The 21,164-nt window shown below is 74.3% G+C and carries 17 protein-coding genes; 10 read left to right on the top strand and 7 right to left on the bottom strand.

Annotation, left to right across the window (positions count from 1 at the left end; genetic code table 11):
- Positions 1-220: 220 nt before the first annotated feature.
- On the top strand, positions 221-1,300 hold the full coding sequence (locus NQZ70_RS24500; protein WP_129576354.1) for a tol-pal system YbgF family protein: 1,080 nt from the start codon (positions 221-223) through the stop codon (positions 1,298-1,300).
- Between the two features lie 20 nt (positions 1,301-1,320).
- Here the strand turns inward: NQZ70_RS24500 and NQZ70_RS24495 are convergent, their stop codons facing one another.
- The gene (locus tag NQZ70_RS24495) at positions 1,321-2,841 is read right to left on the bottom strand and encodes a serine/threonine-protein kinase (RefSeq protein WP_129576353.1); all 1,521 of its coding nucleotides are present in this window, start codon (positions 2,839-2,841) and stop codon (positions 1,321-1,323) included.
- 325 nt (positions 2,842-3,166) lie between these two features.
- Between NQZ70_RS24495 and NQZ70_RS24490 the strand changes: the two genes are divergently transcribed.
- Both NQZ70_RS24490 and NQZ70_RS24485 read left to right on the top strand, forming a co-directional pair.
- Positions 3,167-5,698 (top strand): hypothetical protein, encoded by a 2,532-nt coding sequence (locus tag NQZ70_RS24490; RefSeq protein ID WP_129576352.1) that lies wholly within the window; start codon positions 3,167-3,169, stop codon positions 5,696-5,698.
- Between the two features lie 4 nt (positions 5,699-5,702).
- Positions 5,703-7,937: a PAS domain-containing sensor histidine kinase gene (locus NQZ70_RS24485; RefSeq protein ID WP_129576351.1), complete on the top strand. Its 2,235-nt coding sequence runs from the start codon at positions 5,703-5,705 to the stop codon at positions 7,935-7,937.
- Between the two features lie 48 nt (positions 7,938-7,985).
- On the opposite strand, the gene NQZ70_RS24480 is transcribed toward NQZ70_RS24485, so the two are convergent.
- The 4 genes from NQZ70_RS24480 to NQZ70_RS24465 form a co-directional block, all read right to left on the bottom strand.
- A complete protein-coding gene (locus NQZ70_RS24480) occupies positions 7,986-9,194 on the bottom strand; it encodes a phosphodiester glycosidase family protein (RefSeq protein ID WP_129581546.1) in 1,209 nt (402 codons plus the stop codon).
- 165 nt (positions 9,195-9,359) lie between these two features.
- Positions 9,360-9,851 carry a hypothetical protein gene (locus NQZ70_RS24475; protein ID WP_129576350.1) on the bottom strand — a complete coding sequence of 164 codons (492 nt, stop codon included), beginning with the start codon at positions 9,849-9,851 and terminating at the stop codon, positions 9,360-9,362.
- Positions 9,848-10,354, bottom strand: a complete 507-nt coding sequence (locus NQZ70_RS24470) for a hypothetical protein (protein WP_129576349.1) — start codon at positions 10,352-10,354, stop codon at positions 9,848-9,850. Before NQZ70_RS24470 ends, NQZ70_RS24475 begins: the two co-directional genes overlap by 4 nt.
- Before the next feature lie 263 nt (positions 10,355-10,617).
- Positions 10,618-11,391 (bottom strand): hypothetical protein, encoded by a 774-nt coding sequence (locus NQZ70_RS24465; RefSeq protein ID WP_129576348.1) that lies wholly within the window; start codon positions 11,389-11,391, stop codon positions 10,618-10,620.
- Positions 11,392-11,530: 139 nt separating this feature from the next.
- Here NQZ70_RS24465 and mutY point away from each other — a divergent pair, with 139 nt between their 5' ends.
- Positions 11,531-12,766: an A/G-specific adenine glycosylase gene (gene mutY, locus NQZ70_RS24460; RefSeq protein ID WP_237245573.1), complete on the top strand. Its 1,236-nt coding sequence runs from the start codon at positions 11,531-11,533 to the stop codon at positions 12,764-12,766.
- Positions 12,767-13,086: 320 nt separating this feature from the next.
- Positions 13,087-13,302 carry a hypothetical protein gene (locus NQZ70_RS24455; protein ID WP_044986107.1) on the top strand — a complete coding sequence of 72 codons (216 nt, stop codon included), beginning with the start codon at positions 13,087-13,089 and terminating at the stop codon, positions 13,300-13,302.
- Positions 13,303-13,360: 58 nt separating this feature from the next.
- Here NQZ70_RS24455 and NQZ70_RS24450 read toward each other — a convergent pair whose 3' ends face one another.
- Positions 13,361-13,735: a hypothetical protein gene (locus NQZ70_RS24450; protein WP_237245572.1), complete on the bottom strand. Its 375-nt coding sequence runs from the start codon at positions 13,733-13,735 to the stop codon at positions 13,361-13,363.
- Positions 13,736-14,134: 399 nt separating this feature from the next.
- Here NQZ70_RS24450 and NQZ70_RS24445 point away from each other — a divergent pair, with 399 nt between their 5' ends.
- From NQZ70_RS24445 to NQZ70_RS24435, 3 genes are read left to right on the top strand one after another with little or no spacing between them, the layout of a single operon-like run.
- On the top strand, positions 14,135-14,812 hold the full coding sequence (locus tag NQZ70_RS24445) for a hypothetical protein (protein ID WP_237245571.1): 678 nt from the start codon (positions 14,135-14,137) through the stop codon (positions 14,810-14,812).
- Positions 14,809-15,219, top strand: coding sequence for a hypothetical protein (locus tag NQZ70_RS24440; RefSeq protein WP_129576344.1), 411 nt, complete (start codon positions 14,809-14,811; stop codon positions 15,217-15,219). Before NQZ70_RS24445 ends, NQZ70_RS24440 begins: the two co-directional genes overlap by 4 nt.
- Positions 15,216-16,250 carry a hypothetical protein gene (locus tag NQZ70_RS24435; protein ID WP_129576343.1) on the top strand — a complete coding sequence of 345 codons (1,035 nt, stop codon included), beginning with the start codon at positions 15,216-15,218 and terminating at the stop codon, positions 16,248-16,250. The genes NQZ70_RS24440 and NQZ70_RS24435 overlap by 4 nt, the downstream gene beginning before the upstream one ends.
- A 15-nt stretch (positions 16,251-16,265) precedes the next feature.
- On the opposite strand, the gene NQZ70_RS24430 is transcribed toward NQZ70_RS24435, so the two are convergent.
- Positions 16,266-17,774 (bottom strand): sulfatase, encoded by a 1,509-nt coding sequence (locus tag NQZ70_RS24430; protein ID WP_129576342.1) that lies wholly within the window; start codon positions 17,772-17,774, stop codon positions 16,266-16,268.
- Positions 17,775-17,977: 203 nt separating this feature from the next.
- Here NQZ70_RS24430 and NQZ70_RS24425 point away from each other — a divergent pair, with 203 nt between their 5' ends.
- The gene (locus NQZ70_RS24425; protein WP_020736644.1) at positions 17,978-18,961 is read left to right on the top strand and encodes a hypothetical protein; all 984 of its coding nucleotides are present in this window, start codon (positions 17,978-17,980) and stop codon (positions 18,959-18,961) included.
- Between the two features lie 23 nt (positions 18,962-18,984).
- Positions 18,985-21,069 carry a hypothetical protein gene (locus NQZ70_RS24420; RefSeq protein WP_129576341.1) on the top strand — a complete coding sequence of 695 codons (2,085 nt, stop codon included), beginning with the start codon at positions 18,985-18,987 and terminating at the stop codon, positions 21,067-21,069.
- The last annotated feature ends 95 nt before the right edge of the window (positions 21,070-21,164 follow it).

Genomic DNA, 21,164 nt, shown 5'->3' with positions numbered 1-21,164 from the left:
GGACGGTTCACAGCCGCCCGCGGACGGCGCGGCGGCGCTGCGCGCACCCTCGCCGCGCCGCCGCGCCGGTCCGCGGAGCGCGCCGAGCGGCCCGCGCGCCGCGCGCCTCCGCGGGCAGGCGCCGCGAAACACCGGACAGCGCGCAGGGCGGCGGCGCCGCGGGGGCTGATTTGTTCCGTTGCCGACGGCCTGTGATAGCGTGGCGCGCGAGGAGGCCCGAGTGCTCTTGAGACGATGCGTTCCGTTCGCTGCGGCGCTGTTCCTGCTGCTCCCGACAGGCGAGGTGCTCGCGCAGTCGGACCAGGACAGAGCAGCGGCCCGGTCGCTGGCCACGCAGGGCGCCGAAGCGTTCACGTCCGGTCGCTTCGACGAGGCGATCGATCTGCTCGGTCGCGCAGAGGCGCTCGTGCACGCGCCGACGCACCTCCTGCTGATCGCGCGCGCGCAGACGCGCCTCGGCCGGCTCGTCGCGGCCAAGGAGACGTACCTGCGGATCGTCCGCGAGGAGCTGCCGCCCACGGCGCCGTCCCCCTTCAAGAAGGCCCAGCAGGACGCGCGGGAGGAGCTCGCCGCGGTCGATCCCAGGATCGCGTCGCTGCGCATCGCGCTGGAGGGCGCCGCCGGCCGGAAGATCGCCGTGAAGCTCGACGGCCAGCCGGTCGCGGACGCGCTGCTCGGCGTGCACCGCCCGATCGATCCCGGCAATCACGCGGTGACCGTCTATCCGCCGGGCCTCTCGCCGATCGAGCAGGCGGTCACGCTCGGCGACGGCGAGCGGAAGGAGCTGAAGATCCCGGTCCCGGAGAGCCCGGCCATGCCGCCCTCGCCCGACGCCTCGGGGGCGGGGCAGGGGACCTGGAGCAGCGGCCCAGGCGAGGTCCCCCCCGAAGGTCCGCCGGGCAAGCCGGAGCGAAAGACGAACGTGCTCATGCTGGGCGGGGGCATCGCGGCCGCGGCGCTCGGGCTCGGCGGGGTCGTGGTGGGCTCGGTGTTCCTGGCGAAGGGCGGCTCGACGCAGCAGCAAGCGAACGACATGAGCAAGACGTACCGGTGCGAGTCGCAGGCAGGCCCCGGCGCGGGCTGCGGTCCGCTGATCCAGCAGAGGATCAAGCAGCTCGACGCGGACGCCGCGGATCAGCAGACGACCGGCACGATCAACCTCATCACGGGCGGCGTGCTCCTCCTCGGCGGCGCGACGCTGATCGTGCTGGAGCTGACGTCCAAGCCGGAGCCGTCGAGCTCGGCGTGGGTCGCCCCCTACGTGACGCCCACCGGGCTCGGGGTGCGCGGCGCGTTCTGACGGGGGCGCCCCGCGCGCGCTCAGTAGCCGAAGTCGCCCGGAACGCCCGGCTTCTGCGGCTTCTGGGGCTGCGCGCTCGGCTTCGTCGGCGGCGCCTGCTGCGGCGGCTTCGTCACGGGCGGCGGCTTCGTCTGGGGAGGCGGCGTCCGCGGCGAGAGCGGCTTCACCGGCGCCGAGGACGCCGCCGGGACGGCGCTCGGCTCGGCCGTGGCGGGCGGCGTCGGCGGCGTGAGCTCTGCGGCCGAGGCGCTCGCGGTGACGACCGGCGGCTCCGGCGGGGGCGGCGTCGCGGTCGTCGGAGGCGGCGGGGGCGTCGCGATGGCCGTGGCGCTGACGGCGCTCGGCTCCGGGGTCGCCGCGCCCGACGGCCCGCTGCCCCCGAAGGCGAGCCAGACGGCGACGCCCGCGCCGAGCAGGGTGGCCGCCGCGGCGAGCGCGGCGAAGATCGGCATCCTGGACGGGGGGCGCGTCGCGCGGCCCGTGACGCCCGACGAGGCGCCCCACGAGTTGGCGGTCAGCTGCGGCGTGTGGCCCATGCCGGGCACCGCAGGCCCGTTCTGGCCCCACGAGGGGGTGTCGGGGCGGAGGGGGGGCGGAGGGGTCGTCGTCACCTCGGGCTGGGACGGCAGCGACAGCCGCGGGAGGGACGTCCGCCCCGTGTTCAGCAAGGCAAGGTTGGGCCGCGCCGCAGCCCAGGCGAGCAGCGCGCTCTTGAACTCCGCGCAGCTCTGGAAGCGGGCCCCCGGCTCGCGCGCCATCGCCTTCTGGATGATCCCGGAGAACTCGACGTCGAGGTCGGGCACGAGCTGCTGGGGGAGCGGCGCCGCCTCGAGGACGATCTTGAAGAGCAGCTCGTTGAAGGTCGCCGCGTCGAACGGCACCTGACCGGTCGTCGCCTGGTAGAGCAGCACGCCCATGGCGTAGATGTCGGTCCGCTGGTCGACGGGGCTGGAGCCGCGCGCCTGCTCGGGCGACATGTAGTAGGGCGTCCCGACGACGGCGCCCGTGCGCGTCATGCTCATCTCCGCGCCGGCGAGCGGCGAGAACTTCGAGACGCCGAAATCGAGCACCTTCACGAAGTTGCTGAGCCCGGCCTTCACGGGGATGACGAAGATGTTGTCGGGCTTCAGGTCGCGGTGGATGATCCCCGCGGCGTGCGCGGCGCCGAGCGCCTCGAGCACCTGGACCATGATCGGCACGGTGATCTCGGGCCCGAGCCGCCCCGCCCGCTCGATCTTGGCGCCGAGGGTCTCGCCCTCGAGGTACTCCATGACCATGTACCGCGTGCCGTCGGGCAGCACGCCGAGGTCGAGCACCTCGCAGATATGATCGGAGCCGATCCGCGCCGCGGCCTGGGCCTCGCGCTCGAAGCGCGCGACCGACTCGGCCTGGCTCGAGATGTTGGCGTGCAGCAGCTTGATGGCGACGCGGCGCCGGATGCGCACGTTCTCGCCTTCGAAGACCGCCCCCATGCCCCCCTGGCCGAGCAGCCGGACGATCCGGTACTTGCCGTCGATGATCTCGCCGACCAGCGCGCTCATGCCGGCGTTCCCGGTGCGGAGAAGCAAATCACCCGGGCAGACTAGCACGGTGGCCCGAGGGCAGCCTACGCCCTAGCGGGCGGGCGCGCCGTCGTGTCTCCGTCTCCGTCTCCGTCTCCGTCTCCGTCTCCGTCTCCGCTTCCGCTTCCGCTTCCGCCTACCCGCACGCGGACCTCCGCCCCGCACACCGACCGCCACCCGGCGCGACGCGCGCCGTTCGACGCAGCCCCCCGCGCGCGCCCTTCGGCCGACGGCGGAATGAAAGCCCCGCTCCGCGCATCCGCGGGGCTGGCGCAGGGGTTCTTCGTGATAACGTCGCCCTCGTATGCCGGTTTACGAGCTATCGGTCGACGGAACCCTGGTTCGCGAAGCGGAGAAGGTCGTGTCGCTCGTGGGCCGCGAGTTCCCGACGCTCGTCATGCGCTGGGAATCGCGCCTGTTCGACCAGCCGTGGCTCACCACGCTCGTGCTCGACTACGTGCTCGCGTTGCCGCCGCTCATCGTCGGGCAGGCGACGTTCAACGAGGTCAGGCTCGCCGCCTTCACGGGCCGCGCGGGCACGAAGTTCATGTACTTCGGCACCGAGATGAGCGCGAGCGTCCCCCGCATCGCGCCCGAGATGGAGAACGCGATCGCTCCGTCCGAGCTCTACCAGGAGTTCCGCCTCGACGAGCAGACTTGCCCGATCCCCTACCTGAAGCTGATCCAGGTCAGCCCGCGCATCTACGGCGAAGGGCTCCAGAACTACTACTCGCCCCCGATCAAGGTCGAGCGCTACGACGGGGTCGCCTCGCCCGAGCTCATCGCGGACTTCTTCCCGAAGGTCGTCGCGAACCTCGATCCCGTGAAGGGGACGACGCTGGTCGACCCCGCGCAGGGCTTCTGGACGGGCGCGCGCTTCCTCGGCGCCACGGCGATCGCCATCCTCCGGCAGGGCCGCGTGGTCGGGCTGCACCGCCGCACCGGCAAGACCGACAAGGACCCGATCCCGCCCGAGGTGAAGCGGCGCGATCCGCGGCTCGACGTGCGCGCCGACTGGGTCGCCGTGGACGTCGGCGCCGCGTCGACGGCCGTCGCCGTCCGGGGAGAGCGCGGCGGCGCCGAGTTCGTCCGGATCGGCGCCGACGGGCCGCTCCGGGTCTCGGCCGACAACGAGAACCCGAGCGAGGTCGCGTTCGAGGCGCTCGCCCGGACCACGAAGGCGTGGCGCGACCGGGTGATCCTGCCGATGACGCGCTGGGGCGACGTGCTGGTCGGGCACGCCGCGCGCGACATGCGCCTCCGGCCCGGCGAGGGCGCCCACGAGCGCGCCGCGGCCTCGCTCCCGGCCCTCGCGCTGCTGCGCGAGCGGACCGAGCGCGGCGAGCCGTTCCGGCTCCGCGGCCGGAGCGACCCCGACACGACCGAGGCGCTGAAGAAGCCGGCGCCGCCCGTCATCGACGAGGAAGGGATCGGCGCGCACGACCCGTTCGATCCGATCGAGCTCTACGCGTACTACGTCGGCCTGCACCTGAACCAGCGCTCGCGGGGCATCTCCACGCGCTACGCGATCACGATGCCGACGGGCTGGTCGCCCGAGCGCCGCGCCAGCGTGCTCATCGCCTTCCGCCGCGGCCTCTTCCGGAGCCTGCCCGCGGGGCTCTGCGAGTACCACGACCTCGAGGGGCTGAAGGTCGTCGACGCGGGCCCGTCGGCGATCGCCTACGCCGTCCAGGCGTTCCGCATGTTCGGCATCCAGCCGCGCGACGGCGGCGTCCCGTTCTGCGTCATCGACGCCGGGGCCAGCGAGGCGGGGATCGCCTTCGGCCTCCTGCGGAGCGCGAAGGCCCACGAGGCGGCGCAGGGGCTGGAGCGGATGGTCGAGTACCTCGATCCCACGGCGATCCCCTGGCTCGGCGGCGAGCGGCTCCTGCACCGGCTTGCCTACCGGGTGTACGCGGCCAGCGAGGCCGAGATGCGCGAGCGCCGCATCCCGTTCGAGCGCCCGCCCGAGGAGGGCCCGCTCGACGACGCGGAGGCCCTCTTCGCGCCGTCGCCCGACGCGCGCGCCAACACCTGGGCGCTCAAGGAGCTCCTGCGGCCCCTCCTCGAGGGGGGGCCGAGCGCGCCGGTCGCGGAGCAGCTCGCGCTGGTCGGGCTCGACGGCGAGAGCTCCGTGGTGCCGCTCTCGATCGACCGCGGCGCGCTGAGCGGCGCGATCGACGGGTGGTTCCGCGACGCGATCGACGTGTTCCGGCAGCACCTCGGCGGCGCGGTGGCGAAGATCGGGCGCGAGCCGGACCCGTACCAGGGGCTCCGGATCCTGCTCGCCGGGCGCCTCGGGATGAACCCGCGCTTCGCGGAGCTGCTCGCCGGCGTGCTGCCCGCGGGCGTGCAGCTGCACCGCTTCAAGGAGCCGGACAAGGCGAACCTGGGCGCGCCGACCGTCAAGATGGCCACCGCGCTCGGCGCGCTGTCGCTGCGGTTCGATCGGATCGGGGCCGCGCTCCGCGCGGAGAAGCGCGACGCGTTCCGCTACCGCGTCGGGCGCGCCCGCCACGGGCAGCTCGCCGACGTGCTCGATCCGTCGGTCGACTACGACGCGTGGCGCGAGATGGGCGCCTGCCTGAAGCCCGAGATCGAGGTCCTGTTCATGGCGGCCGAGGACGAGGGGGAGGTCGCGGCCGACGATCCCCGGGTGCGCCGCGCGGTCTGCGCGCTCGGGCGCGACGCCGTCGGGCAGCGGCTCTACATCCGGGCCGTCGGCCCGGCGCGCGCCGAGGTCAGCGTGGGGCCGCCCGGCGGCGAGCCCTCGGCGAGCGCCGTGTGCTGGTCGGTCGACCTGCAGAGCGGCGCCGCGGAGAAGACCGGCGGCTGAGCGCATGGGGGCGCCGCAGTTTCACGTGTCCCACGCCGATCTGGAGCTCGAGGGATCGATCCACGCCGCGGCGCCTGACGGCGCCGGCTCGGCGGCCGCGCCTGCGGCCGGCGCTGCCGGCGCCGCGCCTGCCGACGCCCGGCAGGCCGAGGCCAGGCTGGCCGCGCTGCTCGCGACGGCGACCGCGCTGGCCGGCTCGGCCTCGCTCGCCGAGGCCGCCTCGCGCGTGGTCGACGCGCTCGTCGAGCACCTCGGCTGGGACGTCGCGGCGCTCTGGCTCGCCGAGCCGGAGGCCAGCGCCGCGGGCTGCGCGCCGCCCGCCGCGGCGCCGAGCGCGCTCCGGTGCGTCGCGGCCCGGACGGCGGCGCACCTCGAGCGCGAGGCGATCGAGGCGGCGCTCCGCGAGGAGCCGCACCCCTCCGCCGAGCACGGGCTCGTCGACGACGTCTTCCGGAGCGGCGAGCCGGCGTTCCGCGCCGGCGCCGTCGCCTCCGCTGACGCCGCGCGCGCGCCGAGCTGGGAGCGCGCGGCGTGCGCCGCCCCGATCCCGTGCGGCGACGGCGCGGCCGGGGTGATCGAGCTGAGGAGCCGCGCCCCGCAGCGCCGCGACGAGCAGCTGCTCCTCGTCCTCGCGTCGATCGGCGGCCAGATCGGGCAGAGCGTCGCGCGGCGGCGCGCCGAGCGGGAGAGCGCGCGCGCCGCGGGCGAGCTCCGCGCGCTCGTCCGCGCCATCCCGGATCTCTGCTTCCGCCTCGACGCCGAGCTCCGGATCGTCGACTGCAACGAGCCGCGGCCCTCCGCGCTCCGCGTCGCGCCCGAGGCGCCGCTCGGCAAGCGCGTGGCGGAGGCGCTCCCCGGCGAGCTCGGGGAGCAGCTGGAGCGCGCGGTCCTGGAGGCCCGCGAGACGGGCGCCGTCGTCGCGCTCGAGCACGCCGTCCCGAGCGCGGGCGGAGAGCGCCACGTGGAGGCGCGCACGATGCCGTTCCTGGAGGGGCACGCCCTCGTCCTGCTCCGCGACATCACCGAGCGCCGGCGCGCCGAGGAGGCGCTCCGGCAGCGCGAGGAGCGCTCGCGCGAGTCGCAGAAGATGGAGGCGCTCGGCCGGCTGGCCGGCGGCATCGCGCACGACTTCAACAACATGCTCATGGTGATGCTCGGCTACGGCGAGCTCATCCTGCGCCGGCTCGGGCCCGAGAGCGCGCTCCGGCGCGACGCCCTCCAGGTCACGAAGGCCGGGGAGCGCGCCGCGGCGCTCACGCGGCAGCTCCTCGCGATGAGCCGGCGCAAGGTGCTGCAGCGCGAGGTGCTCGACCTCAACGCGGTGGTGCTCGACATGCAGACGATGCTCCAGCGCCTCATCGGCGAGAACATCGATCTGCGGACGAACGTCGGCCGGGATCTCGGCTCGATCAAGTTCGACAAGAGCCAGCTGGAGCAGGTGCTCCTGAACCTGGTCGTGAACGCGCGCGACGCGATGCCGGGCGGCGGGATGCTCGTGGTCGAGACCTCCCTCGGCGAGCCGGGCCAGAGCCCCGCGGCGCGCTCGTTCGTGCCCGCGGAGGGGGACGAGGCCGACGCGCCCGCCGCGGGCGGCCCCCCGTACGTCGTGCTGTCGGTGACCGACAGCGGCGACGGGATGGACCACGACACGCTCGCGCACCTGTTCGAGCCGTTCTTCACGACGAAGGCGCGCGGCAAGGGCACGGGGCTCGGCCTCGCCACGGTCTACGGGATCGTGAGCCAGAGCGGCGGGCTCATCGAGGTCGAGAGCGAGGTCGGGCGCGGCACGACGTTCCGCATCTACCTGCCGCGCGTCGAGGACCGCTCCGAGGCGGCGCCCGCGCACCCCCGGCCGCCGCCGGCCGGCGGCGACGAGACGGTGCTCGTCGTCGAGGACGACGACGCCGTGCGCAGGCTCATCGTCGAGGTGCTCGAGCGGCGCGGCTACGGCGTGATGTCGGCCGCGACCGGCGAGGAGGCGCTCGCCACGCTCGCGAGCGACGGGGAGGAGGCGGTCGACCTCCTGCTCACCGACCTCGTGATGCCGGGCATGAACGGCCGCGAGCTCGCCGAGCGCGCCCTCGCGATCCACCCCCGCACGCGCGTTCTGTACATGTCCGGCTACGCCGAGGACGTCCTCGCGGGCGCCGAGGCCGATCGCGAGCTCGTGCTGCTGCAGAAGCCGTTCACCCCCGACTCCCTGGCGCAGCGCGTGCGCGACCTGCTCGACCGGCGCTGACGGGAGCGACCGCGGCGAGCGCCCGGCCGGGGCGCCGTGGACCGAGGCTCACCGCCCGCCGCGGCCGAGGACGTCGTCGACGGGCGCCGGGTCGGCGACCCCGAGCGTCGCCGCCGGCCGCCGTCGCCGCAGGTAGAAGAAGTCGCGCGGCGCGGGCTCGGCCACGTACTCCTCCGGCTTGAACTGCACGTCGGGGATCAGCGCCGACCGCGCGCGCGGCCCCTCGCCGCCCTCACCGCGCCCGTACAGGAGGAAGCGGGGGTAGGCGTGGTTCACGTCGAGCTCCGCCACGTCGTGCGCGCCCGCGGCCCTCATCCCGTGGGCGAGGGTGCGCGCGGTCACGGCCTCGCCGAGCCCGTAGAAGAGCAGCTTGCCGGCCGCGTCGACGCCGAGCGCCGACCGCCGGATCACCGTCTCGCCGCTCACGGTCGCGCCCCAGTCGCGGTTCGAGTCGTAGAGCGCGTGGTGCAGCTCGCCCTGCTCGACCAGGCACGGCGGCGTCTGCCGGTAGGCCGCCATGCGGGCCTCCTCGGCGCGCAGCGCGGGCCAGGTGCGGATCCGCACGGCGCCGTCGCGGTACAGGGCGATCGTGCACGCCCGGCCGCGCGGCGGCAGGAACGTGTCGCCGTCGAGCATCATCCCGTAGTGGCCGTGCATCGCCTTGAAGCCCCCGTTGAAGGCGGCGATGAGCTCTCGCGCGTGGCCCTCGGGGACGAGCCCGGGGCGGCGCTCGGCCGGGACGTCCGGCGAGAACGGCTCCTTCGTGCCCGCGACGAGCCGGAGGTCGACGCGCCCGAGGTCGATCGCCACCACGGCGATCGCCGCGAACACGCGCCTCGGATCCGGGTGCACGGCGCTCCGCCAGAGCACCGGGGCGTCGCCGGGCCGCACGGCGTCGGGGATCGGCGTCCAGACGCCGTCCCCCGTGGCCGCGACCTCGCGGAAGGGCGGCGCGAACGGCGAGGGGGACGAGATCGCCTCCGCGTCCAGGCCCTCGCCCCGCACGGCCTCCGCCGCGGCGGCGGGCGCGGGCTCCCAGAACGTCTTCGGGGGCGCGTGCCGGTAGATGGCCTGGTTCACGCGGTCGGCGACGCCGTAGGCCACGTCCTCGGCCCACGCGACGGGCGCCGGGCCGACCACGGCCCGCGCCCCGTCGGCGAGCGCCGGGCCGAAGCCGGGGACCTCGTGGATGCCGTACCAGAGCGCCTCGACGGCGATCGCGCAGACCGCGACGCAGCGCAGCGCGCGCTCGGGCAAGCGCGGGCGGGACCGCCGCCTGCGCGGGGGCCCGCTGGCGGGAGGGGGCGAAGGCTTGTCCACGGCGACCGGGAGGCTACCCGATCGCGCGGGCAGCCCCAAGTTCCGGGCGGCGAGCGAGCGCGGCCGGCCAGCGCCGCGCGCCGGAAGCCCGCGCGGAGCTCGCTACGCCTGCCCGTGCGCCATGGTCCGGGGCCCGTCCTTGAACAGGATCTCGATCTTGCCCCGATCGATGACCTTCGCGACCACGCCGTCGCCGAACTTGCTGTGGTGGATGAGCTCGCCCTCGCCGAAGGTGAGGGTGGTGCGGTACGGCTTGAACGCCCCGGAGGGCTTCCCCGCGATGGCGCGCTCCCACGCGAGCGTCTGATCGCGCTCGGCGCGCTGGGCGGCGGTGAGGCGCTCCACGCCGCCGCCGCGCGTCGAGGCCGACGCGGCCCTCGGCTCGCCGCTGCTCCGCGACGCGGCGCGCGCGGCGGCGCGGCTCTCGCGCTCGCTCTTCGGCTGGCGGTAGAGGTGGTGCGACATGCAGGTCTTGCACTCGACCTTCTTCACCACGTCGCCGACCATCGCGATGATGCGATGGGTAAGATCGAGGCGGCACTTGGTACACCAGGCGTCGACCTCGCCGCCCGTCCTAAGCTTCTTCGTCGTCACTTCTCCTCGCGGCGCCGGTCTCGCCCGGTCTCTTTGCTTCGGTCCTTCACGTTCACTTGCGCGCTCACCTCCGGCTTCGGCAGGCCCGTCCTCGGCTCGTCCTGGCCGTCGTCTCGCTTGGCCGCCTCGTTCGGGACGAAGCGGATCTCGGTCTTGATCTCGAAGGAGAGCTTCGTCAGCACCTTCGTGATCTCGTCCGCGAACTGGGTGTGCTCGAGCACGTCCCGGATCTCCTTGGCGACGACCCGGTAGAGACCGTTCTTCGTCTCGTCGATCTGGGTGTAGAGGTAGTGGAGGACCTCTTTGGGGAGCTTGAGGTCGCCTACGAAGTGCCGGAGGTTCTCGGGCCCCTCGCTCAGCTTGTCGATGCCGCTCTCGACGGCGCGCTCGACCACGCGCTTGAAGATCTCCGGGATAGCGCGCTCGAAGAGGCGCTTCTTCTCGCCTTCGCCTTCCACCTTGTCCCCTTCGTCCTCGCGGAGCGGCTCGGTGTCGTCGGCCATGGCTCGGGCTCCCCTAGCGGGACGGGGCGGCCACGTCAATGCAGGGGTTCGCGCAGGGTGCCGGCGTCGCGCCATGGTCCATGGATCTGCCGGATTTTGATGACGATGGGGAGCCTTTCGCGCGCCGCTTCGCGGGCAGGAGAGCTCGGCCTTCGCCCCGGCCGCGCGGCCGGAGGTCGTGGTGACCCGGACAGAACTTCGCGGCGCGACGGACGGGCGCGCGCGGCCGCGCGCCTGCGATCGCGGGGGGACGCGCGGCCGGCTCAGAGCCCGTCGTAGGCGTCGGTCTCGTTCATCTCGTAGGGCTCGTCGGACTCCGCCCCAGCGTCGCCCTCGCGCGCTCGCTTGTAGGACTTCAGCATCCACACCTCCGCCGCGAACCGGCCGGCGCCGCGGCGGGCGCTGATCTCGACCGTGGCGTCGTCGTCCTCGAGCGGGCAGAAAGGCCGATCCGGCTGGACGATCGGCCATGCGTCCTCGCTGCCGTCGCTCGCGATCATCGCCCCGCGGCTGCTCCGCACGGCGACGTCCAGGTTGAGGATCCCGGGGCCGCCGACGGCGAACACCCGGTAGCAGGCGCCCCGGAGCGCCTGCAGCTTCTCCGTCACGATCGCCCCGCCCTCGGCCACCTGCCCCTCGATCGGCTTGGGCGAGACCCGGCGCATGCCGTTCTCCGGGCCGCAGAGCAGCGACAGGCGCGTCACGTCCTTCAACGGATTGCCGCTGATCTTGAAGTTCCCGTAGCAGCGCACCCAGGGCCCGCCGACGCGCACCGGGAGGACCGGCAGGTCGGGATCCGCGGGCGCTCCGGCGTCGCCTCCGCCCTGTCCCGCGTCCGCGTCCGACAGCCCGCCGGCCCCGACCGTGACGGCCACGTTCGGCGGCGCGGCCGAGAGCACCACCGGGGGGCCGGGCTTGCCCTCCCAGGGGCGCGGCTCCTCGCGGCAGCCTGCCGCGACGAGCCCGAGGAGCAACGCGGCGCCGAGGCGCGCGGCCCTGGGGACGACCGGGGAGGGGCAGGGGCGCCGGGACGACACCGCGGTCGGCTCTTGCGCTAGAGTCCCGCGCGATGGAAGCGTTTTCTGCGCGCGGCGAGCGGCGGCCGCGCAATCCGCACAAAGCGAGGCGCGAGGCGCGCAATCCGCGCCGATGGCGCAGAGGGCGGGCCTCGCGCGCGTGAGCACGAAGCCTCGGTCGCCCTCGCGCTCGCGCTCGGGCGCACGCCAGAGCCAGGCTCAGGAGCGCGCCCCGCGCCGCCGCGGCTCGTCCGGTGAGCACGGCGCGCCCCCGCCGGCGCCGCCGGATCCGAGCGAGCGCGATCGGGAGATCGCCGCCGCCCTCGGGGCCTGGTTCGATCGCGTCGCGCGCGACCTGCCGTGGCGGAGGACGCGCGACCCCTACGCGATCTGGCTGAGCGAGGTGATGCTCCAGCAGACGCGCGTCGAGACGGTGATCCCGTACTACGAGCGCTTCCTCGCCCGCTATCCGACGGTCTCCGCCCTCGCCTCCGCCGAGATCGACGACGTGCTCTCGCTGTGGAGCGGCCTCGGCTACTACCGCCGCGCCCGCGTGCTCCACCTCGCCGCGCGCGAGATCACGGAGCGCCACGACGGCGCGCTCCCCCGCGACGTCCCGGCGCTCCTCGCCCTGCCCGGCGTCGGCGCGTACACCGCGGGCGCGATCGCGAGCATCGCGTACGATCAGCCGGTGCCGCTCGTCGACGGCAACGTCGCCCGGGTGCTCTCCCGCATCGAGGGGATCGACGACGACATCCGCAGCACCTCGGGCACGCGCAAGCTCTGGTCGGCCGCGGAACGCCTCGTGCGGGCCGCCGCGGGCAGCGTTCATCCGGGACGCTTCAACCAGGCGCTGATGGAGCTCGGCGCGACCGTGTGCGCGCCCCGCAACCCCCGCTGCGAGGCCTGTCCCGTCGACGGCGCGTGCGCCGCGCGCGCCGAGGGACGGCAGGCGGAGCTGCCGGTGATCGCCCCGAAGCGCGACGTCCCGGCGGTCGCGATGGTCGCCGCGGTGGTGCGGTCGGGCGACCGCGTGCTCTTCGTCCGCCGCGCCGACGGAGGTCTCTTCGGCGGGCTCTGGGAGCCGCCCATGGTCGAGGCGCGCGCGCTCGCGGACGCCCTAGCCCTCCTCGAGCAGGTCGGCGTCGCGCCTGACGCGCCGCTCCGCGAGGTCGGCCGCGTGCGCCACATCCTCACGCACCGGCGGCTCGACGTGACGGTCGCGCGCGCCGAGGTGGCGGCCCCGTGGCGTTGCCGGGCAAAGCTTGCCGCCCCCTACGAGAAGGCGGCGTGGCTCGATCCGAGCGCGATGGAGTTCGGTGTTTCCAAGCTCGCGCGAAAGGTCCTGTCCGCGGCCTCGGCGCCGGACGAAGGGAGCGCGCGCCGGACGCGCTGAACGCGCGCGGGCCGGGCGGCCCGGCGCGCGCCGCGGCCTCGGAGAGGCCGGAGGCGGCCCGAAATCGCGTCCTCGCGGTCCTCCGGGGAAGCAGCGCTCCGCTGCGGGCGGGGCGCGGCGCCGCTTGCGGGCGAGCGGCTGCGGCAGAGCGCCGCGGGCGGGGGCGAAACCCATATGTCGTCGCGGGACGCCGCCGGCTTTGACGCTGCAGCGCGAGCGCGGTGGCACGGAAGGCGCTTGGTGGGAGGGAGGGCAGGCCCTCTAGCCTCGCGGCGCCGGCGGTGGCCGGAGCTCGATTCAAGCCTGGGAGCTCAAGCGACATGGATGCGCGACGACGGACCACAGAGACGCTGCTCACGCCGAGCGCACCTGCGCGATCCATGACCGTGATGGCGGACGACGGAGCGCTGTACGTGCTGCCGCTGTGCGAGCGGATCGTGCTCGACGTGCTGGCCTACGAGGACGAAGGCCTCTTGGCGTTCATCCGCATCGACGGCGAGGTGGTGGCGGAGCTACCCGTGCTCGGCCAGGCGTGATCGGGCCGGTCCCGCTCGCGCGCGGGGCGCCGCGCCGCGCCCCTCGATGCGCCGCCGCTCAGCCCGTGTTCCGCCGCATCCGCTGGGTCACGGGTTGCTCGTCCTCTTCGTCGGCGTCCGGCTCCACGGACTCGACCTCCTCGTCTTCCAGGAGATACGGCAGGTCGCCGTCGTCGTCGTCGTGCGACATCACGACGTCGCTCATGTCCTGCCCCTTCGTCGCTCCCTCGAGGAACTCCGCCCCGAGATCGCTCGCCAGATCGGCGGCGGCGTCGGCGGCGTCGGGGTTCACCTCGAACTCGGTGCAGCCGGCGTCGTTCGGGTGGTGGTGGTAGCCGCGGACCTCGTCGTCGAGCGTCGGGATCACGTCGCTGAGCTCGCTGCGCGGGCTCACCTTGCCGCGCAGCGGGGGCGCCGATGCGGCGTCGATCACGTCGACGAACGGCTCGTCCAGCTCGGTCGCGCCGGGCCATCGCGCGGCGGCCCCGGGGGCCTGCGGCTGCTTGCGCGGCCTTCCCTGGTCGCTGCGATCTTCTCGTTCTCGGCGCTGCGTCGCGCTCGCGCGCGGCGCGCGTAGCGCCGGCGAAGGTGCGGCGGTGCTCTGCCTGCCTCGGGTGCTTGAATTGCTCACGGTGGTCTCGCCATGCAGGGTCCGGTCCGCAGGTGAAGCGGGCGGATACGCAACGGGGGCGAGGACCGTGCCGAGGGCCGCGGCCGGCGCCGTCGCCGAGGCGCCGCGCGCGAGCGACGCGCGGCGCCTCGGCGCCGGCGCCGGCCGGGACGCAATTGAGCGTGCCAGCGAGCGCCACCTCGGGGTAGAAGGCTCGTGGCGATGCTGGAACTCCGGACCGGGCTTGCGCTCGTGGCCGTGCTGCTCGTGGCGTCCTTCGGGCGCGCCGCCGCGGCCCAGCCTGCTCCCGGCCGCGCCGGCGAGGCGGCCGCGGAGGCGCCGCCCGGCGAGGAGGGCGGCGGCGCCGAGCTCGAGGCGTACCGCGCGCTCGCGAGGCCGCCGGGAACGGCGGCGCGCGTCGTGTCGTCCCTCGCGATGGGGACGGGGCTCCGGTTCAACAACCCGTACCGGCTGCAGACGCAGCTCGGCGACACGGCGGAATCGCTCTCGCTCACCGCGGGGTACCTCGATCTCGGGGTCGCGCTGGCGCTGGGGCCGGCCGACGGCGTCCAGCACGGCGGCGCGCTGCGCCTCTCGCTCGCGGTGAGCGGCGTCCCGCAGGAGTCGATCACGCCGAGCTACTTCGTCGCTTACCGCGGCCTCCCCCGCGCGCTCGCGTACGGTCGGCTCGGCGCGTCGATCCTGATCGAGCCCGACGTGAACGTCGGCGGCGAGCTCGCGGTGGGGCTCGGGTACTACCTCCTCGCGGGCGTCGCGCTCTCGGGCGAGCTCGTCGGGGATCTCTTCTACGGCGCCGCGACGTACGAGGCGGCGTACACCGTTTACCCCGTCGTGTCGGCGCAGCTCGGGCTCATGATCGATCACGAGCTTTTGCCATGAGGTCGCCGGGGCGCGAGCGGCGCAGCGGGCGCCTCCGGGCGAACGAGGTCGCGGGGGTCGCGGCGCTCCTGCTCCTCGCGGGCATCGGGCCGGTCGTGGGCGACATCGGCAGCTGCGGGCAGGCGCCGGAGGAGCTCGACCCGCGCAAGTTCTTCGCGCTGAAGGCGCAGATCGACTGCGCCAAGTGCGAGGAATGCGGCCTGCGCACGCGCGCCTGCGCCGCCGCCTGCGGCTTCGAGGCCGCGCCGGAGCTCCCGAACGGCTGCTACCCGCTGGTCCACGACGGCGAGGTGTGCCTGCACAAGCTGCAGACGGCGAGCTGCGACGCGTACCGCGAGCACATGGCGGACGAGGGCGCCTCCACCCCGACGGAGTGCAATTTCTGCCCACTGGAGGAGGCCCCGTGAGCGGGCGCGGCGCAGCCGCCCCCGGCCGCCGCCTCGCGCGGGCCGCCCGCGCGCTCTCGTGCGCCGCGGCGCTCTCGGCCCTGTCCGGGTGCGCCTCGAGACCGGCGCTCCTCGCGAGCCACGACGACTACGCGGCGTACCGGGCGACCCGCGTGTCGACGACCCTCGAGGGGCGGCTCGCGGCGGCGTCGGCTTACCTCGAGCGCCATCCGGAGGGGGCGTTCGCCGCCGAGGTGCGCGCGTACCTCGCGCGGGCCGAGCCGATCTACTACGCGGCGAAGCGCGGGACGGCCGCGGGGCTCGCGGCGTACCTGGCCACGCTGCCGAGGGGCGCGTTCCGCGAGGACGCGACCCGCCGGCTGCGCGCGCTCGTCCGGGAGCGCAGCGCCGGCGATCTGCTCTCGCGCGCGGCCCGCGAGACCGACGCGCAGCTCTCGCGGCAGCGGGCGGAGCGCGCGCGGGTCCGCGAGGAGCTCGCCGCGTGGCTGCGCCGCTTCCTGGGCAGGGAGGCCTGGGGGCGCCCGCTCGCGGAGGCGCCCGCCGAGGTGATCGTCCCGTTCAGCCTGACGCTGCCGGCGCCCCGGTGCGCGCCCGCCGACGAGCGCGCGGCCCCGGGCGCCGCCGTCTGCGCGAAGCGGATCGCGCTCCCGTTCGTCGTGAACGCCGGGGGCGAGAGCGCGCCGCGGCAGGCGGAGATCGAGATCTCCGTCCTGGAGGACGCGGCGGGCCGCCCGATCGAGGTCGCGGTCCGGGGGCCCGATCTCTTCACGCGGCTCGAGGAGGCGCGCTCGGCGCGCGAGGTCGCCCCGGACGACCCGGAGGGCCGTATCGGGGGGATCGCCCTGGCGGTCGAGCTCGCGCGCGGCGCCTTCGCGGCGCGCGTCTCCGGCGATCCGTCGTGCGGCCGCCAGGTGGAGGCGCCCGTCGTGCTGCACCTCGAGTGCGAGGGGGCCCGCCTCGTGGCGCGGGCCGCGAGCGAGGCGGGCGAGGACGACGCCGTGACGATCGCCGTCGCCCCCGCCGCGCGCTAGGCCGCCGCGCGAGCGCTAGCACGGCTTGTTCTTCTTCTTCCCCTTGAGCTTCGCCGTGTTCTTCGGGCAGACGTCCTTGATGGCCGCGGAGCGCTCCCTGTAGATCGCCTTCATCGCCTCGAAGACGGCCCCCTGGTCGCGCTTGATGTCCTTCGTCTCCCCCGGATCCGCGACGACGTCGTAGAGCTCGAACGCGTCGTCGTCGCCGTAGGCGATGAGCTTGTGCCGCCCGCTGATGAGCGCCCTGCGCCGGTCGTTGTCGCTCGTGCGCGGCAGATCGACGACGACGTCGCGCGGCTCCGCGCTCGCGCCGTAGAGCTCGGGCACGAGGCTCTTGCCCGGGAACGACGGCTCCGGCGGGGCGCCGGTCATGTCCAGGATCGTGGGCGCGAGGTCGATGGAGCTGCGCGGCACGTCGATCCGGCGCGGGGTGATCCCGCCGGGCGCCTGGATCATCAGCGGCACGTGGGTGAGCACGTCCCACACCTCGAAGCCGTGGCGGTACATCTTGTGCTCGCCGAACGCCTCGCCGTGGTCCGCGGTGATGATGATCGCCGTGTCCTTCCCCCACGGCTGCTGCGCGACGAAATCGAGCAGCTTGCCCACGTGCATGTCGGTGAACCTGACCTCCCCGTCGTACTTGTCGCGGGCGCGCTTGCCGAACGGCTCGATCCCCTCGTGCGTCATGTACACGTCGTGCGGATCGAGGAAGTGGAAGTACGCGAAGAAGGTGCCCGAGGTGTTCGCCTTGTCGGAGAGCATCTCGATCGCGAGCTCCAGGTGTCCGGGGCTCGTCACGTTCCGGTCGGTCGTGTTGTCGGCCGAGAGCCCCGGCACGATCTCGTACACGTCGAAGCCCTGACGGAAGCCCGCCTTCTGGTCGAAGTAGAAGTGCGCGTGCGCGGTCATCGTCCGCACCCCGGCCTTCTGCAGGAGCTCCGGGAACATGAGGACGCTGTCGGGGTAGTTGCCGAAGAAGTAGCCGCTGCGATCGACCTCGCTCGGGTACCGGCCGGCGAGGAAGCCGCCGACGCTCATCGAGGTGTACGACGAGATCGCGTAGTGGCGCGTGTAGCTGACCGCCTTCTTCTCGAACGCGGTCAGCCGGGGCGCGATGTCGCGCTCGTAGCCGTTCCACGGCATGTCCGCGCGCAGGCTGTCGATCGAGATCACGAGCACGTTCATCTTCGGGCGCTGCGCCGCTGGCGCCCCCGCGGCGCCGCCCTCCTTGCCCGCGGCGGCCCCGGCGGCCGGCGCGGCGCTCTCCCCCGCGGCGTCCTGCGAGCCCGCCGCGGCGGCCTGCGAGCCGGCCGCGCCGGGCTCCTGCCGCGCCGTGGGCTCCGGCGTGCGCGCGGGCGGGGGGTGGCCGTCGCCCTCGCGGGAGCAGCCCGCTCCGGCGCTGACGAGCGCGAGCGCGAGCGCCGCCGCGAGGCGCCGGCGGGTCAGGCGCGAGGGCGCCGGGCAGGAGGGCGCCGGTTGTCCTTCCGGTTCCCAGGCTCTCGTACGTGAAGCGACCGTGTGCATGGTGGCCGTCTTACTCCGACTTGCGCCGCTCCGCCAAAGCCGCACACCGGGGGCGAGTTCCGGTATGCTCTCCGCTCATGGCCCCGGCCCATCGGAATCCTCCACCGCTGCCGCCCTCGGGCCGATCGCAACCCGGGGCCAGGCCAGGGGAGAGGTCGTCGCCCGACCCGCCGAGGTCGCTCCCGCCCAACGCGCCGCGGCGGGTGGGCGAGCACGTCAGCCAGGCGCTCAAGGATCACATCACCGAGATGGCGCTTGGCCTGCTCGAGGAGCAGATGCAGGCCCGCATCGTCCACTACCGCGCCGATCTCGAGACCAACCCCGAGCTCGACGCGGTCACCGCGCAGGTCGTCGCCCAGCTGAAGGTGATCCAGGCCTCCGCGGGCGCGGGCGAGCGCGGGGCGAAGAACCGCGACGCGATCCGCGACGCGCACGAGCGGACCCTCCGCGCCCTGCTCGAGCGGGTCATCCGCGAGGACGGCATCTCGCTGCTCGTCGAGCGGCGGCTCAAGAAGATCCACAAGAACCTCGCCCGCCTGTTCTTCCAGTCCGAGCTCCACGAGAAGACGCGGGGCCGCGACGGCGCGCCGAAGGTGATCCACCACGGCGAGCAGGCGCTCTTCTACGTGCTGACCCGCTACAAGAACCGGATCGAGGCCGAGCTCGAGGGCTTCGAGTTCGCCTCCGAGGAGGCGCGGGAGCAGTCGTTCGAGCTGCTCGCGAAGCTCACGAAGGACATGCAGGACGCCTTCCTGTCGCGCCGATCGAGCGAGCTCAGGCGCATCGTCTCGGTGGTGCACGTCGTGCTCGTCGACTTCTTCGGCGAGCGGCTCGCCCCGAGCCTCGGCGAGGTCGCCGCGAAGGTGGTGCGGGACGCGCGCACGTACGAGGGCAGGGCGTTCGCGTACAAGGTGACGAGCGAGGCCTTCCCTCGCTTCCGCGCGGCGTTCGAGCGGACCCTGATGGTGATGCTCGTCGGCTTCGCCGAGGACGAGCTGGTCGCGCAGCTCGCGGACACGGCGGGCTCCGAGCGCGACGAGACGATCCTCTTCATCACCGATCCCCACCTCTTCAGCATGATCTGCGGCGAGGTCTGCGAGGGGCTCTACGAGTTCCTCTGCAACGAGGGCTTTCTCGACCTGCCGCCCGACTGGCGCCGCGCCTCGACGGCGCCCTCCGACAGCTGACCCAAGAGAAACCCACCGACATCATGAGACGGTACGACGTCGCGCGAGCGGGCTCCGGCCTGCTCCTCGCTCTCTCTCTGCTCGCCGGCTGCGCGCGGGGCCCCGATGTGGACGCCTCGGGGCTCGCGCTGCGGCGCGTGGTCATCTACAGGAACGGCGTCGCGTACTTCGAGCGCCGGGGGCTCATCGACGCCGATCAGGTGACCTTCCGCGTGCGCAAGGAGAAGGTCGGCGACTTCCTCGCGACGCTCGCAGTCATCGAGGCCGGCGGCAGCAGCGTCCGGAGCGCGTCGTTCCCGGTCGAGGTCGACGACGGCTCGGGCGAGGGCGACGCGCCGGAGGAGCCCGGGCCCGAGGTGACGACGGCGTCGCCCCCCAAGGACAAGGGCGCGGCGGCGGGGGAGAAGAAGCGCGACGAGCTCGAGAAGGTGAAGCTCACCCTCGACGGGCGAGAGCACGACCTCGTGGTCGGCTACGTGGCCGAGACGCCGGTGTGGCGCCCCTCCTACCGGCTCGTGATGGGCGCGGCCGGGGCCCAGGGGGCGGCGTCGAAGCAGGCGCACCTCCAGGCGTGGGGCATCGTGCAGAACCTCTCGGGCGAGGACTGGAAGGGCGTGAAGCTGTCGCTCGTGGCGGGCGCGCCGCTCGCCTTCCAGGCGACGCTCGATCAGGCGGCGATCCCGCCGCGCCCGATCGTCAGCGACCAGGGCGAGGTGATCGCGTCCGTGCCGACGAGCGAGACCACGCTGGCCGCCGAGGCCGCGCCGCCGCCGCCGCCCATGCCCGCGCCGCAGGCTGCGCCGGCCGTGCCGCCGGCGGCGGCAGGTGCCGATGAAGGCCACGGGTACGCGTTCGAGGCCGAGGAGGGCGCCGCTGCCAGCAGGGCGGCGATGAGGGACCGGCTCGAGGTCGCCAAGGCGCCCGCGAAGCCGATGGCGAAGCGGGCCGTCGGCGGCGCGGCCGGCGCGCCTGGCGCCGCGGGGCCGCGGGGCGGGGTGATGTTCAACGACGATCCGCTGGCGATGGACAACAAGGCGATGATGAACCCGTCGCCGCCGCGCAACATGAGCGCCCTCGCCGCGGTCGCGATGGAGGCGGGCACGACGCGCTACGACATCCCGTTCCCGGTCGACATCCCCGACCGGAGCGCGACGATGGTCCTGCTCCTCGCGAAGCAGGTGCCCGGCGAGTCGATCTTCCTGTTCGCGCCCGACGGCGGCGTGCCCGCGTCGAGCTCGCACCCGTTCCGGGTGGCGCGCTTCACGAACGACACGAAGGGGCTCCTGGAGCGCGGCCCCATCGCGGTCTTCGAGAACGGCGCGTTCCTCGGCCAGGGCATGGTCGAGCCGCTGCCGCCGGGGGCCACGACGACGGTGCCGTTCGCGCTGGAGCGGGGCCTCGCCGTCGACACGACGCGCGAGGAGAGCGCCGAGGGCGCGCGCCTCGCGAAGATCGAGGGCGGCGCGCTCGAGATCGAGCGCGACTGGGTGACGCACACGAAGTACGCCGTCCGCAACGGCGGCGATCTCGCGGCGAGGACGCTCGTGAAGCACCCGCGCCTGCACGGGACGCGCCTGCACGCGCCGCCGAAGGGCACGGAGGACAACGTCGGCACGGGCAGCGCGCTCGTGCCGATCGACGTGCCGCGGCGGGGGACGGCGGTGCTCGACGTGGACGAGCGGCGGATCTTCCGGCAGCAGATCGACTGGCTCAGCCAGCTCGCCGACGACGCGGTGCAGGCCTACCTGAAGGACCCGCGCGCCGACGCGGCCGTGGCGAAGCAGCTCGGGCAGGCCTGGGAGGTCCGGGGCAAGCTGCGCCCGGCGATCGACGAGCGCGACAGGCTGATCGCGGAGCAGCAGCGCCTCGAGCAGCAGAGCCACGAGCTCCGCCAGAACCTCCGGGCGATCGAGAAGAACAAGACCGCCGACGAGCTCCGCCGCGACCTCACCGACCGCCTCGCCAAGGCGTCGGCGCGCCTCGACGAGATCACGAAGCGCGTCATCGTGCTCGAGATGCAGATCAACGAGCAGCAGATCCGCTTCCGAGATCTCACGAGCGAGATCAAGCTCCTCGCCCCGCTCGCCCCCGTGCGCGCGACCCCCTGAGCGCACCGCTCCCGGCCCTCGGTGGGGATGCCTCTCATCCCCGGTTCCGGCGGTGGGGCGGGCCCGCATCCCCCGAGGGGGCTCGACGGGGGATG

This window comes from Sorangium sp. So ce836, assembly GCF_028553905.1.
GTDB lineage: Bacteria > Myxococcota_A > Polyangia > Polyangiales > Polyangiaceae > Sorangium > Sorangium cellulosum_D.
Note: the sequence above shows the minus strand (reverse complement) of the source record. Positions and strands in the feature narration are given on the sequence as shown.

What these genes read in the sequence shown, in the direction of transcription:
- NQZ70_RS24495 (WP_129576353.1), bottom strand. Translation starts at nt 2,841, where the DNA reads ATGAGCGCGCTGGTCGGCGAGATCATCGACGGCAAGTACCGGATCGTC.
- NQZ70_RS24490 (WP_129576352.1), top strand. Translation starts at nt 3,167, where the DNA reads ATGCCGGTTTACGAGCTATCGGTCGACGGAACCCTGGTTCGCGAAGCG.
- NQZ70_RS24485 (WP_129576351.1), top strand. Translation starts at nt 5,703, where the DNA reads ATGGGGGCGCCGCAGTTTCACGTGTCCCACGCCGATCTGGAGCTCGAG.
- NQZ70_RS24470 (WP_129576349.1), bottom strand. Translation starts at nt 10,354, where the DNA reads ATGGCCGACGACACCGAGCCGCTCCGCGAGGACGAAGGGGACAAGGTG.
- NQZ70_RS24455 (WP_044986107.1), top strand. Translation starts at nt 13,087, where the DNA reads ATGGATGCGCGACGACGGACCACAGAGACGCTGCTCACGCCGAGCGCA.
- NQZ70_RS24445 (WP_237245571.1), top strand. Translation starts at nt 14,135, where the DNA reads ATGCTGGAACTCCGGACCGGGCTTGCGCTCGTGGCCGTGCTGCTCGTG.
- NQZ70_RS24440 (WP_129576344.1), top strand. Translation starts at nt 14,809, where the DNA reads ATGAGGTCGCCGGGGCGCGAGCGGCGCAGCGGGCGCCTCCGGGCGAAC.
- NQZ70_RS24430 (WP_129576342.1), bottom strand. Translation starts at nt 17,774, where the DNA reads ATGCACACGGTCGCTTCACGTACGAGAGCCTGGGAACCGGAAGGACAA.
- NQZ70_RS24420 (WP_129576341.1), top strand. Translation starts at nt 18,985, where the DNA reads ATGAGACGGTACGACGTCGCGCGAGCGGGCTCCGGCCTGCTCCTCGCT.